The following is an 18,268-nucleotide window of genomic DNA, read 5'->3' on the forward strand; positions in this document are numbered from 1 at the left end:
ATAATCTGAATATAATGATATTATAGCAGGGAGTGGAGTAATGTGAGCAAATCTGGTGCAACCAAGCACAAGCTGAATTATACCCCGCCCGAGAACGGGTATCCGGAGTGGAACAACAATCCTGAAATTTTTCAGGTCGGGCGCTTGGAAGCGCATACGGCCTTTACCGCGTACGATTCGCTGGAGCAGGCTTTGCAGAAGCGTAATGAATCATCCAGCCGCTTTTCGCTAAACGGCAATTGGAAGTTCTCTTGGGCGAAGAACCCGGAGAGCCGCGTGCAGGGCTTTGAGTCTCTGGATTATGACTGCAGTACTTGGAAGGAGATTCCGGTGCCGTCGCACTGGCAGCTGCAGGGCTACGATTACCCGCAGTATACGAATGTCCGATATCCCTGGATCGAGCAGGAGGAGCTGAAGGCTCCGTTCGCTCCAACCTTGTACAATCCGGTCGGCTCCTACGTCACCACGTTCACTGTGCCAGAGGCTTGGAAGAATCAGCCGGTATTTATCAGCTTTCAGGGAGTCGAATCGGCCTTTTATATTTGGCTGAACGGAGAGCGGGTCGGGTACAGTGAGGATACGTTTACGCCGTCGGATTTTGACTTGACTCCTTACATCGTGGAGGGGGAGAACAAGCTGGCTGTCGAGGTGTACCGCTGGTGTGATGCCAGCTGGCTGGAGGATCAGGATTTCTGGCGGATGAGCGGTATTTTTCGAGAGGTATTTCTGTATACGGCACCGAATGTGCACATCTACGATTTTCGTGTAGAAGCCGAATTGGATGATGCTTATCAGCATGGCCATCTCCAGGTGAAGCTTCTGCTTCACAATTACGATGAAGGCGTGCAGGAGGGAATTACTGCAAGTGTGCAGCTGTATGATGCCAAAGATCAGCCGATCTGGCAGGAGCCTGGAATCCTGAAGGCCATCGGCGGAGCTTGGAGCGTGCAGCAGCTTCAGTATGAGGCAGAGGTAGCGTCACCAGAGCTCTGGAGCGCGGAATCTCCCGCGCTGTACACGCTGGTCATCCACTTACAGGATGCTGCAGGAGAGACGCTTCAATATGTGAGCAGCCGCACGGGCTTCCGCCGCTTCGAGATTGAAGGCAACCTGATGAAGCTGAACGGTCAGGTCGTGGAGTTCAAGGGTGTCAACCGCCACGAGTTCTCTTCTACTAAGGGCCGGGCCATCGGCTACGAGGAGATGCTGGCGGATATCAAGCTGATGAAGGCGTACAATATCAATGCTGTGCGGACCTCCCATTATCCAAACCATCCGGACTGGTATGATCTTTGCGATGAATATGGTCTGTACGTGATCGACGAGGTCAATCTCGAAACCCACGGCTCGTGGTATTACAAGCAAAAAGAGCTTCTCGATACCCTGCCGGGCAGCCGCCCGGAGTGGCGGGACAACGTGCTGGATCGCAGCCGGTCGATGTTCGAGCGCGACAAGAATCACCCGTCTATTCTGATTTGGTCGCTTGGCAATGAGTCCTTCGGGGGCGACAACTTCCTGCATATGTACGACTATTTCAAGCAGGAGGATCCATCCCGCGTAGTGCATTATGAGGGTGTGTTCCACTATCGTCCCAGCGAGGCGGCTTCAGATATCGAGAGCCATATGTATTCCCATGTGCGGGTCATTGAGGAATATGCTGCGAATCAACCGCCGAAGCCGTTCATTTTGTGTGAGTACAGCCATGCGATGGGGAACTCCTGCGGGGGCCTGAGCACGTACTGGGAGCTGTTCGACCGCTATCCCGTGCTGCAGGGCGGATTCATTTGGGACTGGATCGATCAGGGCATTCAGACAACAAACCAAGAAGGAGAGACGTACCTCGCCTACGGCGGTGACTTTGGAGAATCGCCTCATGACGGAACGTTTTGCGGGAACGGGTTGATTTTTGCAGACCGGACGGTATCGCCGAAGCTGTACGAGGTTAAGAAGTGCTACCAGAATGTCCGCTTCAACGCAGAGGATCTTAAGAACGGTGTAATTACGGTGAGCAACCGGAACCTGTTTACAGATCTGGCGGCTTATGATTTCAAGTGGACGCTGGCTATTGACGGCATCGTGAAAAAAGAAGGCACAACGACTCTTTCCGCCGCCCCGGGTACAGCCGTCTCCATCGAGCTGAAGGAAGCCGTGGAGGCCGCGGCCGCTTGGGGGGATCAGGGAGAGGCGGTTCTGACCGCTGCTCTTCTGCTGAAAAAAGATACGCCGTGGGCTCCCGCCGGCCATGAAGTGGCCTTTGAGCAGTTTATCATGCCGGTTACAGCAGCGGCTCCGGTCATCACCCGTCTGACTCCGGAAGGAGCCCTGAAGACGTCTATGGAAAATGGAGCTTTAACGGTTCATGGCGAAGGGTATGCGGTACGCTTTGACCTGGCAACCGGCGAGCTGGTGTCTTACGCAATCGGCGGTCAGGAGCTGCTGACGAAGGCGCCTGTCCCGAATTTCTGGCGCGCGCTGATCGATAATGACCGGGGGAACAAGCTGGAGGAGCGCAGCTCCATCTGGCGCACGGCCAGTCAGGAGCGCACCTTGCAGAAGCTCACCTACGAGGAAGGGGAGCGTTGCGTCCGCGTTCGGGTGCAGTATAGCCTGCCTACTGTGCCGGAATCCTCCTGCATCATCCAGTATGAGGTGCAGGATGGCAGGATCGACGTCTCCCTGCACCTGACGCCGGGAGCCGGACTGCCAGAAATTCCGGAGGTTGGACTCATGCTGGAGCTGGACGGCTCCTTTAATGAGCTGGAATGGTACGGCAAGGGACCGTTTGAGAACTACTCCGACCGGAATACCGGCGCCAAGCTGGCTCTTTATTCCGGCAAGGTCAGCGAGCAGTGGGTTCCGTATTTAAGGCCGCAGGAGTGCGGCAATAAGACGGAGGTGCGGCGGGCTGTAGTGCGCAGCCAGGAGGGTGCAGGCCTTGAAATTACCGGATCTCCCAAGTTTGAATTCAGCGCACTGCCGTATACGCCGCTGGAGGTTGAAGGCAGCGACCATGCCTATAAGCTGCCGCAATCCAGCAAGACCGTGGTCCGCATCATGGGCAAGCAGATGGGCGTCGGCGGAGATGACAGCTGGGGCGCCCGCCCGCATCCCGAGCATGTGCTGCATGCCAACCGCAGCTATAGCGTGAGCTTTACGCTTCGGGGCTTGGTGTAAGCCAAGGCCCGTGGACCCCGACAAGCTATAGCTCCCGATCACACTCGCGGAGACAATCAGGAAGAGCAGGACGTTCAGGGGATTGATCCTGGCGTCCTGCTTATTTTTGTATCCCGTTTCCATTAATTGTCCATTAAATTGATACTCAGCTATTGAATCAAAAACCGAACAATAAGGCTATAAAATGACCATAACGTTCATTCATTGTTCCTATTATCGACATATTACAACATAAATAGACCCTTTAAAGCTCTAAAAACTAAATTTAGCTTTGACAACTTCCTCACAATCCAATAGGATGATAGATAGAAGAAAGAGCAATCAATTAGGAGGCTTAACACACGCAATGAGAAAATCCTGGTCTATGATTCTAACCCTGGTACTGACATTTGGCTTGCTGGCAGGCTGCGGAGATAAACCTGCGGAGCAGACAGCAGCTGGAGATACCGGCAATGCCGGAGAGAAGAAGCGGATCGCGCTCGTGCTTCCGGAAGAGATTGGTGTGAACCCGTTCTTTGCTTTGATGGATGAAGGCTTGAAGAAGGCTGGTGAGGATTTCGGCGTGGAAGTGAAGACGATCGAATCTACAGACCCGGCTTCGATTGAAAGTAACCTGCGCACAGCGGTTGCCGAGCAGTATGACCTGATTATTACCTCGACGTTCCAGATGGAGGATGCACTCAAGAAGATCGCACCGGAGAACGGAGACGTTCCATTTGCGATTGTAGATACCGTCGTTGACCTGCCGAATGTACGGAGCGCAGTGTTCCGGGAGCATGAGGCGGCTTACCTGCTGGGCGCCGCTGCAGGCCTTGCGACACAAACTGGCAAGGTAGGCAATGTGGTAGCGGCCGATATTCCGATCATGCACAAGTACATCAAGGGCTTTGAAGAAGGCGCGAAGTCGGTTCGCCCGGATGTAGAAATCTTCGTTAACTATGTCGGCAGCTTTACCGATCCGGCGAAAGCGAAGGAGTTTGCATTGCTGCAGCATTCCAAGGGCGCGGACTTCATCGCGGCCATGTCGGCAGTCGGCGATTTGGGAGTGTTTGAAGCCGCGAAGGAGAAGGGCTTCTACACCTCCGGACAAGATACGGACAATACGGGTACGGACCCGGAGCATGTCGTCCTGTCCCAGCTTAAAGGAGTGGACGCTGTGACGTATGAGACGGTGAAGGATTTTGTGGAAGGCAGCTTTACCTATGATGTGAAGGATTATGGCTTGAAGGAGAAGGGCGTAGGCCTGACTTACGTGACTCACGAAAGTGAAACTCCGCTGAATGACTTCATCGGACAAGATGTGATCGATCAGCTCAAGACGATTTCCGAGGACATCATTTCCGGTAAGATCACCGTGACGAATGCATTGCAGCAATAATATACAGGGCTAGGCCGACCGGCTGTCGATGGCAGCCGGTCTTTCATTCATGTAAGCGAGGGAGGAGACACGTTCATGCTGCTCGAAATGGATCACATTACGAAAAAATACGGCGATTTCAGCGCCAACCGCGGCATTGATTTTTCCCTCCGGCCGGGCGAGGTGCATGCCATCGTCGGGGAGAACGGAGCAGGCAAGACGACGCTGATGCGGATTTTATACGGCATGGAGCAGCCCACCTCCGGCACGATCCGGATTGATGGCAAGGAGGTCTCCTTCAGCAGTCCCCTGGATGCCATGAAGCAGGGGATTGGCATGGTGCATCAGCACTTTATGCTGTTTCCTTCCTTTACGATTGCAGAGAATATTGTCATAGGCAGCGAGCCCGGCAAAAGCGTGCGCTTTGACCGGAAGCAGGCTTCCGCCATTGTGCAGCAGCTATGTCAGCAATACGGAATGAAGGTAGATCCGGAAGCCGTGGTGGGAAGCAGTGCTCCCGGTGTCCAGCAGCGGGTCGAAATTTTGAAGGTGCTGTATCAGGGAGCGGAGGTCATCATTCTCGATGAACCAACAGGGGTGCTGACTCCGATCGAGGTGCAGGAGCTCCTGTCTGCCATCAAGCTGCTCACGAAGCAGGGCAAAAGCTTCATCCTGATCAGCCACAAGCTGAATGAGGTGCTGGATGTGGCGGACCGCATTACGGTGCTGCGGGACGGTGCGGTAACCGGTACTGCCATGAAGGGAGAAACCGATGCCAGCCAGCTGTCCCGAATGATGGTGGGGCGTGAGCTTAAGGAGCTGAACCGGACCCCGGCAGCACCGGGACAAGAGCTTCTGGCCCTGACAGATGTAACACTCCGCCAGAAGGCTGGCAAGCCGGTGCTGGATCAAGTCCATCTCCATGTGCGGGCTGGAGAAATTGTCGGGATCGCCGGGATTTCCGGCAACGGACAGTCCGAGCTGCTTCAGGTCATTTCCGGCCTGCTGCAGCCAGACGAGGGCCGCATCATGCTTAATGGTTCAGAAATTACAGGCCAGTCGATCCGAAGCATTCGGGATCAGGGTCTGGCTCATATTCCTGAGGACCGGTACGTCTGGGGAGCGAACCGCGAGGCTACTGTGCTGGATACCGGATTGATGGGACATCAGCGCAGACTGCAAACAAGGGGATTCATGAAACAGAAGGACATCCGTCAGATGGTATCCCGCTGGATTTCCAAGTTTTCGATCAAGACCGGCTCTCTGTCCACGAGTACGCAGTACTTGTCGGGGGGGAATTTACAGAAGCTGATCGTGGCCCGGGAGCTGGAGCAGGATACCCCGTTTCTCATTGCTGCAGAGCCTACACGCGGCGTGGATATCGGTGCGATGGAGACCATTCACAGCGAGCTGCTGAAACGCCGCGAGCAGGGGAGCGGCATTCTGCTCGTATCCTCCGAGCTGACCGAAATTATGAAGCTGTCGGACCGTATTCTGGTCATGTTCGAGGGCCGCATTGCCGGGGAGCTTCGGGCAGAGGAAGCGAGTGAGGAGAAGCTGGGGCTTTTGATGGCGGGAGGAACGATAGGATGAAACAAGGATTAAGACTTTTCGCTCCACTTCTGCAGCCGGTCGCGGCCGTGCTTGTCGGTCTGCTGGTAGGAGCGGCAGCGATTCTGATTGCTGGTGGAGAGATCTGGACGACATATGCCGAAATGTGGAAGGGAGCCTTTGGCAGCTTCTACTTTGTTACGAGCACGCTCGCAAGATCAACACCGATTATTCTGGTCGGGCTGGGGGCTGCATTTGCATTCCGTGCAGGCTTCTTTAATCTGGGCGCTCCGGGACAGATGATCTTCGGCGCGCTTGCCGCCTCGCTGACCGGATTGTATCTGCCGGGACCGGGCTGGCTAATCTGCATTGCGGCTATCCTTGCCGGTATTCTGGCAGGAGGGCTATGGTCGGTGATGGCCGGCTATTTCGATGCACGCTTTGCGGTGAACCTGCTCATTTCCACGCTGCTGCTGAACTATATTGCCGATCTGTTTGCGGGATACCTGGTGAGTTATCCGCTTCGTGATACGTCCGGTTCTGCGGCGATGGCTCAGTCCGCCATGCTCGACAGCAGCGTATGGCTGCCCAAGCTGTTCCGGGGCATGCCGCTGCACATCGGTTTTCTGTTCGCAGCCTTGCTCGCTGTAGTCATTTATGTGCTGCTAAAACGCACAAGAGTAGGGTATGAGGTGCGGATGCTGGGCGGCAACCCGCTGTTTGCACTGTACGGCGGCATTAACCGCGGGACGATGATGCTGGGTGCCATGTTCTTTAGCGGCGGCCTGGCAGGACTAGGAGGCGCGGTTGAAGTGCTGGGCTCGCAATACCGTTACATCGACGGCGCGCTGACTTCAGCGGATTATGCCTGGACCGGCATCATGGCGGCTTTGCTCGCCCGCTCTAATCCGTTAGGCACACTGCTGGCAGCCGTATTCCTGGCCGCGCTGCAGACCGGTGCCATGGGTGTCGAGCGTAACACCGAGGTGCCGCTGGAGGTTGGAGCGATTATTCAGGCTGCCCTGATCTTGTTCATTTCTGCACAGTTTACGTATGATTTCTGGAAGCGCAAAAGGGGGAGCAAGTCACATGGAACAGCTGTTTGATCTCGCACTGCTGAATACGGCCCTCCGTGTTCTGGCTCCTATACTGCTGGCGGCGCTGGGGGGCGCACTATGTGCGCGTGTCGGTCTGTTTAATGTCGGGCTGGAGGGGTTCATGCTGCTCGGTGCCTTCGCGGCGATTGCCGGCAACTATTTCTTCGGCAATGTGCTCCTGGCGATTCTTTTTGCCGTGCTGGTCGTGCTCCTCTTCTCACTGCTGTTCGCCTATCTGTCCATCCACCTGAAGGCGAATGTCATTGTTGTCGGGATCGCGATGAACGCGCTGGCAGCGGGTCTGACTACATTCAGTTTACGGGCGATTTTTGACGTTAAGGGTGCCTTCTATGATAAGGAAATGGTCGGTCTTCCAAAATGGGATATTCCCGTACTGGAGAGCGTCCCCGGGCTGGGGCCGATTCTTTCCGGGCACACGCCGCTCGTGTACCTCGCGTTCCTCGTGGCCGGGCTGATGTGGTTCTACTTCTACCGCACGAAGAACGGCTTCCGGTTTCTGGCGTCAGGAGAGAATCCGCTGGCGGCATCCAGTCTTGGAATCCGGGTGCGGCGTTACCAGTACGGGGCCGTTCTTGCGAGCGGGGTGCTGTGTGCGCTAGCCGGTGCACAGCTCTCCTTGGGCCAGCTGACCATGTTCACGGAGGGCATGACCGATGGCCGCGGCTTTATCGCGCTGGTTGCAACGATGCTGGGACAGTCCGGTCCGCTGGGCGTGACGGCGGCCAGCCTGCTCTTCGGCTTTATGGAAGCCCTGAGCATCCGCTTTCAGGGCCTTGCGCTGCCGACCCATTTTACACAGATGCTGCCGTATCTCGTCACCATTGCTGCCATGTTCTTTTTCAAAGACAAGAGTTTTCTGAAGGATGCCCAGAAGCAGGGCACCAGCTCGCGGTAAACATCGGGACGGGATATGATACAATACCAAGGACACGACATTTTGTCCCCGAAAGGAGAAGACAAGCATGCACAACAAGGCTGAGCGCCTCAAGAAAATGAAGCCCCTGCCGCTCGGCAGCCTGAGCGAGGAACAGCGTGCGAAGCTGCCGCCCGGACAAGCGCTGACGGAGAAATTTCCGATTCTGCATGAGGGTGAAGTGCCTGAGTATGAGATGTCACAGTGGAGCCTGAATGTATTTGGCGAGGTGGAAGAGAAGCGGACCTTCAGCTATGAAGAGCTGCTGGCGCTGCCGACCGTTACGGTGAACTGCGATATTCACTGTGTGACCCGCTGGTCCAAGCTGGATACGGTATGGGAGGGCATCTTATTCCGGGATTTTCTCCAGCTGCTGAAGGTTAAGCCGGAGGCCAAGTATGTCATGTTCCATGCGGACCCTGATTATGATACTAACGTGCCGCTGGAGGATTTGCTGCGCGATGACGTGCTGCTTGCCTTAAAATTTAACGGAGAGCCGCTGACGAAGAAGCACGGCTGGCCGCTGCGCACTCTTGTGCCGCACCGCTACTTCTGGAAAAGTGCGAAATGGCTGCGCGGCATCGAATTTATGACAGAGGACCGTCCCGGCTTCTGGGAAAAGAATGGCTTCCATAACGAAGCGGACCCGTTCAAGGAAGAGCGGTTCAGCGGAGAAGCCCTGCCGATTCCAGAGGATGAGTGGACCCATAAGGAGTATGACTGAGATGCTGATGCCGATTTTACAGGTTCAATCCGAAGACATGCCGGAGTATGGCATTGTGTGCGGTGATCCGCAGCGAGCCGAGCGAATTGCCGGCTTCCTGCAGGACGTCCGCGAGCTTGCGTTCAGCCGTGAATACCGGACCTTTACGGGTACATATCAAGGAGTCAGGCTGGCCGTAACGAGCCACGGCGTCGGCTCACCGGGAGCGGCAGTATGCTTCGAGGAGCTGATCCGCTCCGGCGTGAAGACACTGATCCGTGTTGGAACAGCCGGCTCCTATCATGCCGAGCTTCCGGCCGGCAGCCTGGTCGTCAGTACAGCGGCTATCCGCACGGACGGACTGACTCGCCAGCTGGTGCCGGAAGGCTTCCCGGCTGTCGCTGACAGTGCAGTGACCCAAGCGCTGGAGGAGAGTGCGCTGGCATTGAAGGGCGGCGCCGTCCGCAAAGGCATCACCGTCACGCTGGATGTGTTCTTCAACGGTGTCGAAGAGGTGCCGCATGCCAAGTACAAGGCGGCCGGTGCGCTGGGCGTGGAGATGGAGATTGCTGCGCTATACGTTATTGCGTCGCTGCGCGGAGCGCGGGCGGGCGCCATTGTCGCGATGGACGGCTATGCTGACAGCGACCTGGCGGCAGAATATGACCCGCATACCGACACGGTGGCACGGGCCGTGGAACGCGAAATACAGGCTGCACTGGATGCCGTGGCCAAGCTGGCCAAGGCCGATGACTGAGGCAACAGTCAGTCAGGCGGACCCCATGAGGCAATCATAGCTAACGAACGAGATGACGGTCTCCCTTTTTGGAGGGAGGCTGTTTTTTTATGGATGGAGAGAAGCCCTTCATATTTTTGCCATTACAAATTAAGTGACGGGAACGTATTGACATCAAAAATCAGGTATTGTTAAATAAAAGAAGTGTTGGCACTCGAGAGCATGGAGTGCTAAAATTTGAACATTTTCGGTTTATGAAAGGAGACTCATCCATGGCTCAGAAAGAATTCAAGGCAGAATCCAAACGCTTGCTGGAAATGATGATTAACTCCATCTACACCCAGCGCGAGATTTTCCTCCGGGAGCTGATCTCGAACGCCAGCGACGCGATCGACAAGATCTACTATAAAGCGCTGACTGATGATCAGCTCGTATTTAATAAAGAGGATTACTACGTTCAGGTCAAGGCAGACAAGGATCAACGTACGCTGACTATTACTGACACAGGCATCGGTATGACCCAAGAAGAGCTGGAGAACAATCTGGGTACGATTGCCAAGAGCGGCTCTCTCGCCTTCAAGAGCGAGAATGAAGCGAAGGATGGCCATAACATCATCGGCCAGTTCGGGGTGGGGTTCTACTCCGCATTCATGGTCGCGGACCATGTTACGGTAACCACGAAGGCATTGGGCTCGGCGGAAGCTTATCGCTGGGAATCCAGCGGTGCAGAAGGTTACACCGTGGAAGTTGCTGAGAAGGACACGGTCGGCACTGAGATCGTCTTGAAGATCAAGGAGAATACAGAAGAGGACAGCTATGATGAATTTCTTGAAGAGTACCGTCTGAAGGCGATCATCAAGAAGTATTCTGATTTTATCCGTTATCCGATCAAGATGGAAATTACCGGTCAGCGTCCGAAGGAGGATGCCGAGGGCGAGTTCGAGGAGTACCGCGAAGAGCAGGTTGTGAACAGCATGGTTCCGATCTGGCGCAAGAACAAGGACGAGCTGACGGATGAGGATTATGCCAATTTCTACGCCGAGAAGCGTTACGGCTTTGATAAGCCGCTCAAGCATATCCATGTTAAGGCAGACGGTGCGGTCGTATACAATGCAATCTTGTTTATTCCGGAGAACACACCGTTTGACTACTACACCAAGGAATATGAAAAAGGCCTGGAGCTCTACTCCAACGGCGTCCTCATCATGGACAAATGCGGCGATCTCCTTCCGGATTATTTCAGCTTCGTGAAGGGGATGGTAGATTCCGAAGACCTGTCCCTTAATATTTCTCGGGAAATGCTGCAGCATGACCGCCAGCTGACTCTGATTGCCAAGAACATCAAGAGCAAGGTCAAGAGCGCGCTGCTGAGCCTGCTGAAGGAAGAAAGGGAGAATTACGAGAAGTTCTACTCCGCCTTTGGCAGACAGCTGAAATTCGGCGTATACAATGACTACGGCCAGCATAAGGACGTGCTGCAGGATCTGCTGCTGTTCCATTCCTCCAAAGAGAAGAAGCTGGTGACGCTGGATGAGTATGTGTCCCGCATGCCGGAAGACCAGAAGTACATCTACTATGCAGCCGGTGAGTCCATCGACCGGATCGAGAAGCTCCCGCAAACAGAGCTGGTAGCGGACAAGGGCTATGAAATCCTCTATTTCACAGACGATGTGGATGAGTTCGCGATCAAAATGCTCATGAGCTACAAGGAGAAGGAATTCAGATCCGTATCCAGCGGTGACCTGGGTATCGATTCCGAGGCGGAGGAGAAGGCCGAAGAGGCTGCCGAGAACGATAACAAGGAGCTGTTCGAGGCAATGAGCGGCATCTTGAGCGGTAAAGTGAAGAGCGTTAAAGCTTCCAAACGCCTGAGATCCCATCCGGTCTGCCTGTCCACCGAAGGTGATCTGTCCATCGAGATGGAGAAGATCCTGAATCAAATGCCGAATAACCAAGGCATTCAGGCGGATAAGGTGCTTGAGATCAACATTAACCATAATGTATTCCAATCCCTGAAAAACGCACAGCAAAACGACCAGGAGAAGCTGGCCCTGTACACCAACCTGCTGTACAACCAGGCGCTGCTGATCGAAGGTCTGCAGGTGTCAGACCCGGTTGAGTTCACGAATGATATTTGCAAAATGATGGTGTGATTTAGGTACAAATATTAGCAGGATAGATAGCCAATACACTTCTAAGAAAGTATATGATTCACTTTTAAGTGATCATCTTATACTTTTTTACGAAGTGTATTTTTTTGTGAGATTTTATATAGGTAGATTTAACTGTTTTCTGTCTAGGACATTTGAATTCAATGTTCTATAGTTCGACAAAAAGATTGTCTAATTGACGTTTTCTCTTAAAAAAGACCCCATCATTGGTAGTGTAAAGTACGGTTTTTAAAATGAAATGTGACATTTAACAACTTATTTAGCATATGTTATAGTTCCTGTGTATCATGGAAAATTAATGAATTAATGTTAGTGTTTTATACATGTCATGACAAAATACATTGAAAAGGATGGATTGAATGAAATCATCAAAAGTACTAAAACTTGTAATCTCTTCACTGATTATATCGGGAACAGGCTTTTATCATGTTAATGCTCAGGAAAATGTGATGGATTATCATCATGAAGAGAACATGACCATAAATAATCCAGGAAATGAATCCACAGGGGCAGTGAAAGACGACTTAACTCTGACCCCTGAGACGGAAGAGTATTGGAGAAAGCAAGCAGAAGCTAAAGATATGGAAATCATGCTCAATAATCATAGTGAAGAAAACGCGACCCCAATTAATACAGGAAAAGAGACAGGGGCCATGAAAGACGACCCTACTCTAACACCAGAGACTGAGGAGTATTGGAAGAAGCAAGCGGAAGCTAAAGACAAGGAAATATTGATGACCATGCCATTAATTCAATCACAACTAAATGGCTCTATTGGAATCCAAGCAGTATATACAGTTGGAGTTCCTAATTACCAGCAAGAAACTTCCTATTGGTGCGGTCCTGCTGCAGTGAGGCAAACCTTAGCATTTCACAAAAACAAAAGTAATTCTACGCAAAGTTTACCGAGTCAGACAACTTTAGCCTCTTTAGCAGGTACTTCTACAGATGGCTCTACAACAACTGGTCTCGCAAAGGCTTTAAACAATTACAATGGCACCTTCGGGTCGTTCGTTTATGTGGCGGCTGATATTACAACTGCAGGATCTGCAAGTGCTGCATTTGACCTTTTTAAAAGCAGAGTTACATCTCCCATAATTAATGAAACTTATGCGCCTATCGTCTTACTTGAAACGGTATACCTTGACCGTTACTCAGGAAGAGGTATCAGGCATTATAATACAGTTAGCGGTTGGAATAACACTGCGGGTCAATTAAGACTAGTTGATCCACATAACAATAATCAGTACTTAGGAACATTCTGGGATCCTATGGGTTCAGGAAGCTCAAATGGTGTCTTTAGAGCTGTATATAATGCTGATCTTAATGGTACCAATAAAGCAATGGTATATTAAGATATTTACAAAGATTGGAGGGGGATCCCCTCCTCCTTTCTTTTTGAAAGGAGACAAATCATGAAAGAGTTAATGTCATGCCTGCTTCTTATAACGATATTACTGGCTGGCTGCACAGAAGAAATTCAACCATTAAAGGATCTGGAGTCTGTGGAGCATGAAAACGAAGTCAGTCATGAGGAGGAGGTCGTTGAAGAAAATCAGAATGAAAATCAGAAATCTCCCTATGGAATGACCCAAATCAAGCTGCCCTATAATCAGTACACACAGCCTTGTACGTGGGGTGGACAGTTATTTGTACCAGTAAACTCGGAAAAGGAAGGGCTGCAGAACCAGATTTTGTCCTATGACATGGAGACGAAACAGTCCGAAATCATATATTCATCCAAGCTTACCTACGCAGCGATTAATGATCTAACATGCAGTGCGGATTATATGGTCTGGGTGGAGACGGATGAGTTTGGTATGAAAGCTTCTGTTCACGCAATGGACCGGGCAGAAAATACAGAAACGATCATATTTCAATATGAGGATCCAGAGAAAGTAGCTATGGACGCTCCTGTACTGCATGAGAACTGGGTCGCTTGGATGACCACAAACTATGATCAGCCGGAGGTCATGTTATACGATTTATCCAGTAACAAATTGCAAACCATTGCAGTTATAGAGGCTGCGGGTCTGCATAATAACTTTGTCGATTTCCATGAAGATGAACTGCTGTGGACAGATACCGTGAATGACAAGGGTAAATATTATTTGTACGACCTTAATAGTGGTGAGATTGATGAAATCAACTCTGAGTATCCCTACATCGGCTATGCAAGGTTTGCAGATGATCAAATACTCAGCATTAATTTTGAAGATGTACAAAAATGGACCACAGGAAAGTTTGGAACACTTGATATAGACTCACAACAATTTGAACTTATCGAAAAGGATTATATCAGTCGTTTTGACACCTATAACTATCACATAGCCTACATTACAAAGGATCATAAATTGATGTATTACCGTGCTAATGATAATCAAAAAGTTGATCTTACGGAATATACGCAGAAGACTGTAGATACCTTAGACTTCACGAATGAAGGGCTGCTGGTTGCGGGTACGTCAAGCCCTGAATATTCAGAACTATTCGTCTTCACAAATTTGCTGAAGGACGATGAGTAAGGTAGTTTTAATTCTCACATTATAGGGGGGATTTCCATTAACAAACATAAACTTTTAATCTATCTATTTATTTTATGTTCACAGTTTCTAATAATCATAAATATTGCTTTGGCGCAGAACTACTCAGCAAGCTTGACCAGCAATCCGGAAGGAATTTCAATCAGTAATGATATTGCAGATCTATTGATCACTGATGATCGGTGGTCCATAGAAAAATTCAAGACCTACTATGAATCCTCCACATTCCTGAGCATTTTATTCATCGTTTTTACTCTAGTACTTGTCGTGAGATATTATCTGAAAAATAACAATAGCAGTTAGTGCTCAGCATAAGGGGAAGACAATACGTAATTGAGGTGCTCTCTTTGCGGTTACAGGTACGGCCAATCCTGAATGCAGAGTTGTTCGTTTTCGTGTTAAATTGCCATCTTATTCTTGTTCATGAACTACCCTTGCCGATTACAATGTATCTAAACCACACCCGCCGTTAACACAGCCAGCGGTCCATCCTCCGCGATGATCGGCTGGAGGCTGTACACCGAGATGGGGAACATGGGTAAGCCGACATAGTAGGGAGTGATCGCATACAGCGGATAAAAGAGCACCAGGGCTTTATCGGCCAGATAAAAATCCTGATCAGACTGCACGGTAACCGAATTGTCCAGCACGGGCAGATCCCGCTCCTTAATCTGTCGCTTTACCTCGGCGGCCAATACGGCTTCATAATTGGAGCCTGGCTTAAATAAATCACCCAGACGGTACAGCTGCCCGGTTGCTGTGCAGAAGGTCAGGCCTTTGGCCACAGTATACCCATGAGCCATAGGCGTGGAATACGTATAATTACTGAGCATCAGGCTGAGGATGCCGCGTTCATTCGTCTTGATCTCAAAATGTACGGTCATCTCTGGATTGCTGCCGCTCTGAACGCTCTGCTGCTGCCGCTCCATTTCCTGCAGAGCCATTACAATGTTATGGTTGATCTTATGCTCGGCCTGCTGGCTGGCAAGCCCCCGGACTTGTGGGTACTGAATAAGCGCATTCGGCGTTCTGTAGGTTAAGGTTTGAATCTGCACCGGCGGTTCATATAAGCTCATAGGTTTTAATCTCCTGTCAAACGTGATACATCAGCCTATGCAGCATTTCCCAAGGCTGATACAGCGCGAGCGGCTTTTTCCCGTCTCATATTCCCTTCAGCAGATCCAATTGCGGATTTTCGGACTTGTACTTTTAGGTTTTTATTTTGATATTGACGGCGGTGCGGAATGACGGTATATTTAACACCAAACAACATAACAAATATGTTATTAAGTGCGTGTTTGTTATTTTGTTATGTTATTATCCTATCATATGTAACCGGATGCAATAGAACCTGACGAACCTAAAGGAGCGCGTGATGAACTTGAACAAGATGCTTATTCAAGACTGGACATTTAGAGAAGTAGGGAGACAGGAATGGCTGCCTGCGAAGGTGCCGGGCTGTGTTCATACTGATTTACTGCATAATGGCCAGATTAGAGATCCTTTCTATGGTACAAATGAGCATGATTTGCAGTGGATTGACAAGAAGGACTGGGAGTATAAAACCGTCATTGAGGTCACAGAGGAAATGTACGCTGAGCAGCAGCTGGATCTGGTATTTGAAGGCTTGGACACGTATGCGAATGTATATTTGAACGAAACTCAGGTGCTCTCGGCCGATAACATGTTTCGATCCTGGAGAATCAAGGTGAAATCTCTCCTCAAGATGGGCAGCAACACACTGCGCATTGTATTTCGTTCTCCGATTCAAGAGGATCTGCCGAAGCTCGAAGCCTTGGGCTACCCGTTACCGGCTACCAATGACCAGTCTGAGGTGGGCGGTCTTGGCGAGAAGAAGCTTAGCATTTTTGCACGAAAAGCGCCCTATCACTACGGCTGGGACTGGGGTCCGCGGTTTGTGACCTCCGGAATCTGGAGACCGGTCTCGCTGGAGGCCTGGTCTGGCGTTCGCATCAGCGACGTGTTCATCCGGCAGGATGAGGTATCGGCCCCGCTTGCCCGCCTTACAGCACAGGTAACCTTTGAGACGGATGCTTCGTTCAGTGGTATCCTGACGGTAAAGACGGAGGACAGCCGCTGGTCAAAAGAGCTTCAGGTGAGTGCGGGGAAGCATACGGCAGAGCTCCCACTGGATATAGAGCAGCCGAAGCTATGGTGGTCCAGAGGCTTGGGCGAGCCTCATCTGTACACCTTTAAGGCGGAGCTGAAGGGAGCACAGACATCGGCAGAAGCTTCAGTACGCACCGGACTGCGCAGCGCCAAGCTGATTCGGAAGAAGGATCAGGAGGGCACATCCTTTTACATCGAGCTGAACGGAACGCCAGTGTTTGCCAAGGGGGCAAACCATATTCCCAATGACAGCTTCCAAACAGAGGTTACGACAGAGCGCTATCGTCATGAGATTGCCTCGGCCGCAGAGTCCAATATGAACATGCTTCGCGTCTGGGGCGGCGGCATTTATGAAGAGGCAGCCTTCTACGAGCTGTGCGACGAGTACGGCATGATGGTGTGGCAGGATTTCATGTTTGCATGCAGTATGTATCCGGGCGACCCCACTTTCCTCGAAAGTGTGAAGCTTGAAGCAGAGGATAATGTCGTGCGGCTGCGCAATCACCCTTCGATCGTGCTATGGTGCGGCAATAATGAAATTGACACCGCTTGGTCGCATTATGATGAGCATGGTGGCTGGGGCTGGAAGAAGGATTACAGCGCAGCGCAGCGGGAGCGGATCTGGAAGGATTATGAGGCTATTTTTCACGAGGTGCTGCCGAAGGCCGTTTCTTCTTATGCGCCGGGCATGGATTACTGGCCGTCTTCTCCGATGGTCTCACTCACCGGCGACATCAGTCAGCATGCGCATTCCAGCACCACGAGCGGAGACATTCACTACTGGGGTGTGTGGCATAACACGGAGCCGTTTAGCAATTATGAGGTGCATGTCGGCCGATTCATGAGCGAGTACGGATTTCAGTCCTTCCCGGAGCCGCGCACCGTCCGCACTTATGCTGAGGAAAGCGATATGGAGCTGGAGTCCAAGGTCATGCTGGCCCACCAGAAGAACGGCGCCGGCAACCGCTTGATCAAGAGCTATATGGATCAGTACATGAATGAGCCCAAGGATTTCGAAGCCTTCCTTCATATGAGCCAGATGCTGCAGGCTGATGCAATGAAGACGGCCATTGAAGCTCATCGCCGCCGGATGCCATACTGCATGGGGACACTATACTGGCAGATGAATGACTGCTGGCCTGTTGCTTCCTGGGCAGGCATGGATTACCTAGGACGCTGGAAGGCGCTGCAGTATACAGCCAAGCGCTGCTTCCGCGATCTGAGCCTCATTGTACATCATCAGGAGGGGGAGCAGAGGCTGGAAGTGTATGGGGTGTCTGATCTGCGCGAGGAAACGGCGGGTCACCTTGAGCTGTGTCTGATGGATCTTCAAGGTAACGTGCTGTGGCGTGATCAGCTGGACATTCTTGTGCAGGCGCAGCAGTCGAGCATTCTGTACGAGATTGATGCCGCTGAGCTCCTGTCCGGGCAAGAGGCCGGAAGGGTAGTGCTGCAGGCAGAGCTGAAGCAGCAGGACATGCTGCTTGACAGCAAGACATTCTATTTCGTCCACGATCGTGATCTTCAGCTGGAACAGTCTGAAATCAGTGTGACAGCAATTACCGAGAACGGGCAGCCAGCGTATCGCCTGGAGTGCCGTACCCTAGCCCGCCATGTGTGGCTCACCACGGAGCAGGAGGGAATCTTCAGCGATAATGATTTTGATCTTGTTCCAGGCCAGCCGAAGGTGGTCACCTTCTCCCGTCGCAGTGAAGGAGCAGCTCCATTCGAGCCGGCATCGGCGAGAGAGATTCAGGTACTGTCGATGGTGGACTGCATTCAGACGGTAAGTCCGGTTCGTTAAAACAGACTATGGAAACAAAAAACCTCCCCCGGGATCATCTCATCTCGGGGGAGGTTTTTAATTACAGC

The 18,268-nt window shown here is 51.7% G+C and carries 12 protein-coding genes; 11 read left to right on the forward strand and 1 reads right to left on the reverse strand.

Features of this window, described 5'->3' with window-relative positions; genetic code table 11:
* Positions 1 to 42: 42 nt before the first annotated feature.
* The 10 genes from E6C60_RS05125 to E6C60_RS05170 all read left to right on the forward strand — a co-directional run bounded on the left by E6C60_RS05125 (position 43) and on the right by E6C60_RS05170 (position 14,248).
* On the forward strand, positions 43 to 3,174 hold the full coding sequence (locus E6C60_RS05125) for a beta-galactosidase, LacZ type (RefSeq protein WP_233281151.1): 3,132 nt from the start codon (positions 43 to 45) through the stop codon (positions 3,172 to 3,174).
* Positions 3,175 to 3,520: 346 nt separating this feature from the next.
* The gene (locus E6C60_RS05130; RefSeq protein ID WP_138224829.1) at positions 3,521 to 4,552 is read left to right on the forward strand and encodes a BMP family protein; all 1,032 of its coding nucleotides are present in this window, start codon (positions 3,521 to 3,523) and stop codon (positions 4,550 to 4,552) included.
* A gap of 75 nt (positions 4,553 to 4,627) precedes the next feature.
* Positions 4,628 to 6,124: an ABC transporter ATP-binding protein gene (locus E6C60_RS05135; protein WP_138224830.1), complete on the forward strand. Its 1,497-nt coding sequence runs from the start codon at positions 4,628 to 4,630 to the stop codon at positions 6,122 to 6,124.
* Positions 6,121 to 7,188, forward strand: coding sequence for an ABC transporter permease (locus E6C60_RS05140; protein ID WP_138224831.1), 1,068 nt, complete (start codon positions 6,121 to 6,123; stop codon positions 7,186 to 7,188). The genes E6C60_RS05135 and E6C60_RS05140 overlap by 4 nt, the downstream gene beginning before the upstream one ends.
* Positions 7,172 to 8,095: an ABC transporter permease gene (locus E6C60_RS05145; RefSeq protein WP_138224832.1), complete on the forward strand. Its 924-nt coding sequence runs from the start codon at positions 7,172 to 7,174 to the stop codon at positions 8,093 to 8,095. Before E6C60_RS05140 ends, E6C60_RS05145 begins: the two co-directional genes overlap by 17 nt.
* 67 nt (positions 8,096 to 8,162) lie before the next feature.
* Positions 8,163 to 8,837 carry a sulfite oxidase-like oxidoreductase gene (locus E6C60_RS05150; protein ID WP_138224833.1) on the forward strand — a complete coding sequence of 225 codons (675 nt, stop codon included), beginning with the start codon at positions 8,163 to 8,165 and terminating at the stop codon, positions 8,835 to 8,837.
* A gap of 1 nt (position 8,838) precedes the next feature.
* The gene (locus tag E6C60_RS05155; protein ID WP_138224834.1) at positions 8,839 to 9,573 is read left to right on the forward strand and encodes a nucleoside phosphorylase; all 735 of its coding nucleotides are present in this window, start codon (positions 8,839 to 8,841) and stop codon (positions 9,571 to 9,573) included.
* A 251-nt stretch (positions 9,574 to 9,824) separates the two neighbouring features.
* Positions 9,825 to 11,705, forward strand: a complete 1,881-nt coding sequence (htpG, locus tag E6C60_RS05160; protein WP_138224835.1) for a molecular chaperone HtpG — start codon at positions 9,825 to 9,827, stop codon at positions 11,703 to 11,705.
* A 377-nt stretch (positions 11,706 to 12,082) separates the two neighbouring features.
* Positions 12,083 to 13,078 (forward strand): C39 family peptidase, encoded by a 996-nt coding sequence (locus E6C60_RS05165; protein WP_138224836.1) that lies wholly within the window; start codon positions 12,083 to 12,085, stop codon positions 13,076 to 13,078.
* Between the two features lie 60 nt (positions 13,079 to 13,138).
* The gene (locus E6C60_RS05170) at positions 13,139 to 14,248 is read left to right on the forward strand and encodes a hypothetical protein (protein ID WP_138224837.1); all 1,110 of its coding nucleotides are present in this window, start codon (positions 13,139 to 13,141) and stop codon (positions 14,246 to 14,248) included.
* Between the two features lie 470 nt (positions 14,249 to 14,718).
* On the opposite strand, the gene E6C60_RS05175 is transcribed toward E6C60_RS05170, so the two are convergent.
* Positions 14,719 to 15,342, reverse strand: coding sequence for a DUF3298 and DUF4163 domain-containing protein (locus E6C60_RS05175; protein WP_138224838.1), 624 nt, complete (start codon positions 15,340 to 15,342; stop codon positions 14,719 to 14,721).
* 299 nt (positions 15,343 to 15,641) lie between these two features.
* Here E6C60_RS05175 and E6C60_RS05180 point away from each other — a divergent pair, with 299 nt between their 5' ends.
* Positions 15,642 to 18,200, forward strand: a complete 2,559-nt coding sequence (locus tag E6C60_RS05180; RefSeq protein ID WP_138224839.1) for a beta-mannosidase — start codon at positions 15,642 to 15,644, stop codon at positions 18,198 to 18,200.
* Positions 18,201 to 18,268 lie beyond the last annotated feature (68 nt).

Origin of the sequence: Paenibacillus algicola, from assembly GCF_005577435.1 — a bacterium.
GTDB classification, from domain to species: domain Bacteria; phylum Bacillota; class Bacilli; order Paenibacillales; family Paenibacillaceae; genus Paenibacillus_AQ; species Paenibacillus_AQ algicola.

Bases quoted from the DNA above. Each gene is read 5' to 3' on its own strand.
- E6C60_RS05165 (WP_138224836.1), top strand. From the start codon at position 12,083: ATGAAATCATCAAAAGTACTAAAACTTGTAATCTCTTCACTGATTATA.
- E6C60_RS05140 (WP_138224831.1), top strand. From the start codon at position 6,121: ATGAAACAAGGATTAAGACTTTTCGCTCCACTTCTGCAGCCGGTCGCG.
- E6C60_RS05145 (WP_138224832.1), top strand. From the start codon at position 7,172: ATGGAACAGCTGTTTGATCTCGCACTGCTGAATACGGCCCTCCGTGTT.
- E6C60_RS05170 (WP_138224837.1), top strand. From the start codon at position 13,139: ATGAAAGAGTTAATGTCATGCCTGCTTCTTATAACGATATTACTGGCT.
- E6C60_RS05150 (WP_138224833.1), top strand. From the start codon at position 8,163: ATGCACAACAAGGCTGAGCGCCTCAAGAAAATGAAGCCCCTGCCGCTC.
- htpG (WP_138224835.1), top strand. From the start codon at position 9,825: ATGGCTCAGAAAGAATTCAAGGCAGAATCCAAACGCTTGCTGGAAATG.
- E6C60_RS05155 (WP_138224834.1), top strand. From the start codon at position 8,839: ATGCTGATGCCGATTTTACAGGTTCAATCCGAAGACATGCCGGAGTAT.
- E6C60_RS05130 (WP_138224829.1), top strand. From the start codon at position 3,521: ATGAGAAAATCCTGGTCTATGATTCTAACCCTGGTACTGACATTTGGC.
- E6C60_RS05135 (WP_138224830.1), top strand. From the start codon at position 4,628: ATGCTGCTCGAAATGGATCACATTACGAAAAAATACGGCGATTTCAGC.
- E6C60_RS05175 (WP_138224838.1), bottom strand. From the start codon at position 15,342: ATGAGCTTATATGAACCGCCGGTGCAGATTCAAACCTTAACCTACAGA.
- E6C60_RS05180 (WP_138224839.1), top strand. From the start codon at position 15,642: ATGAACTTGAACAAGATGCTTATTCAAGACTGGACATTTAGAGAAGTA.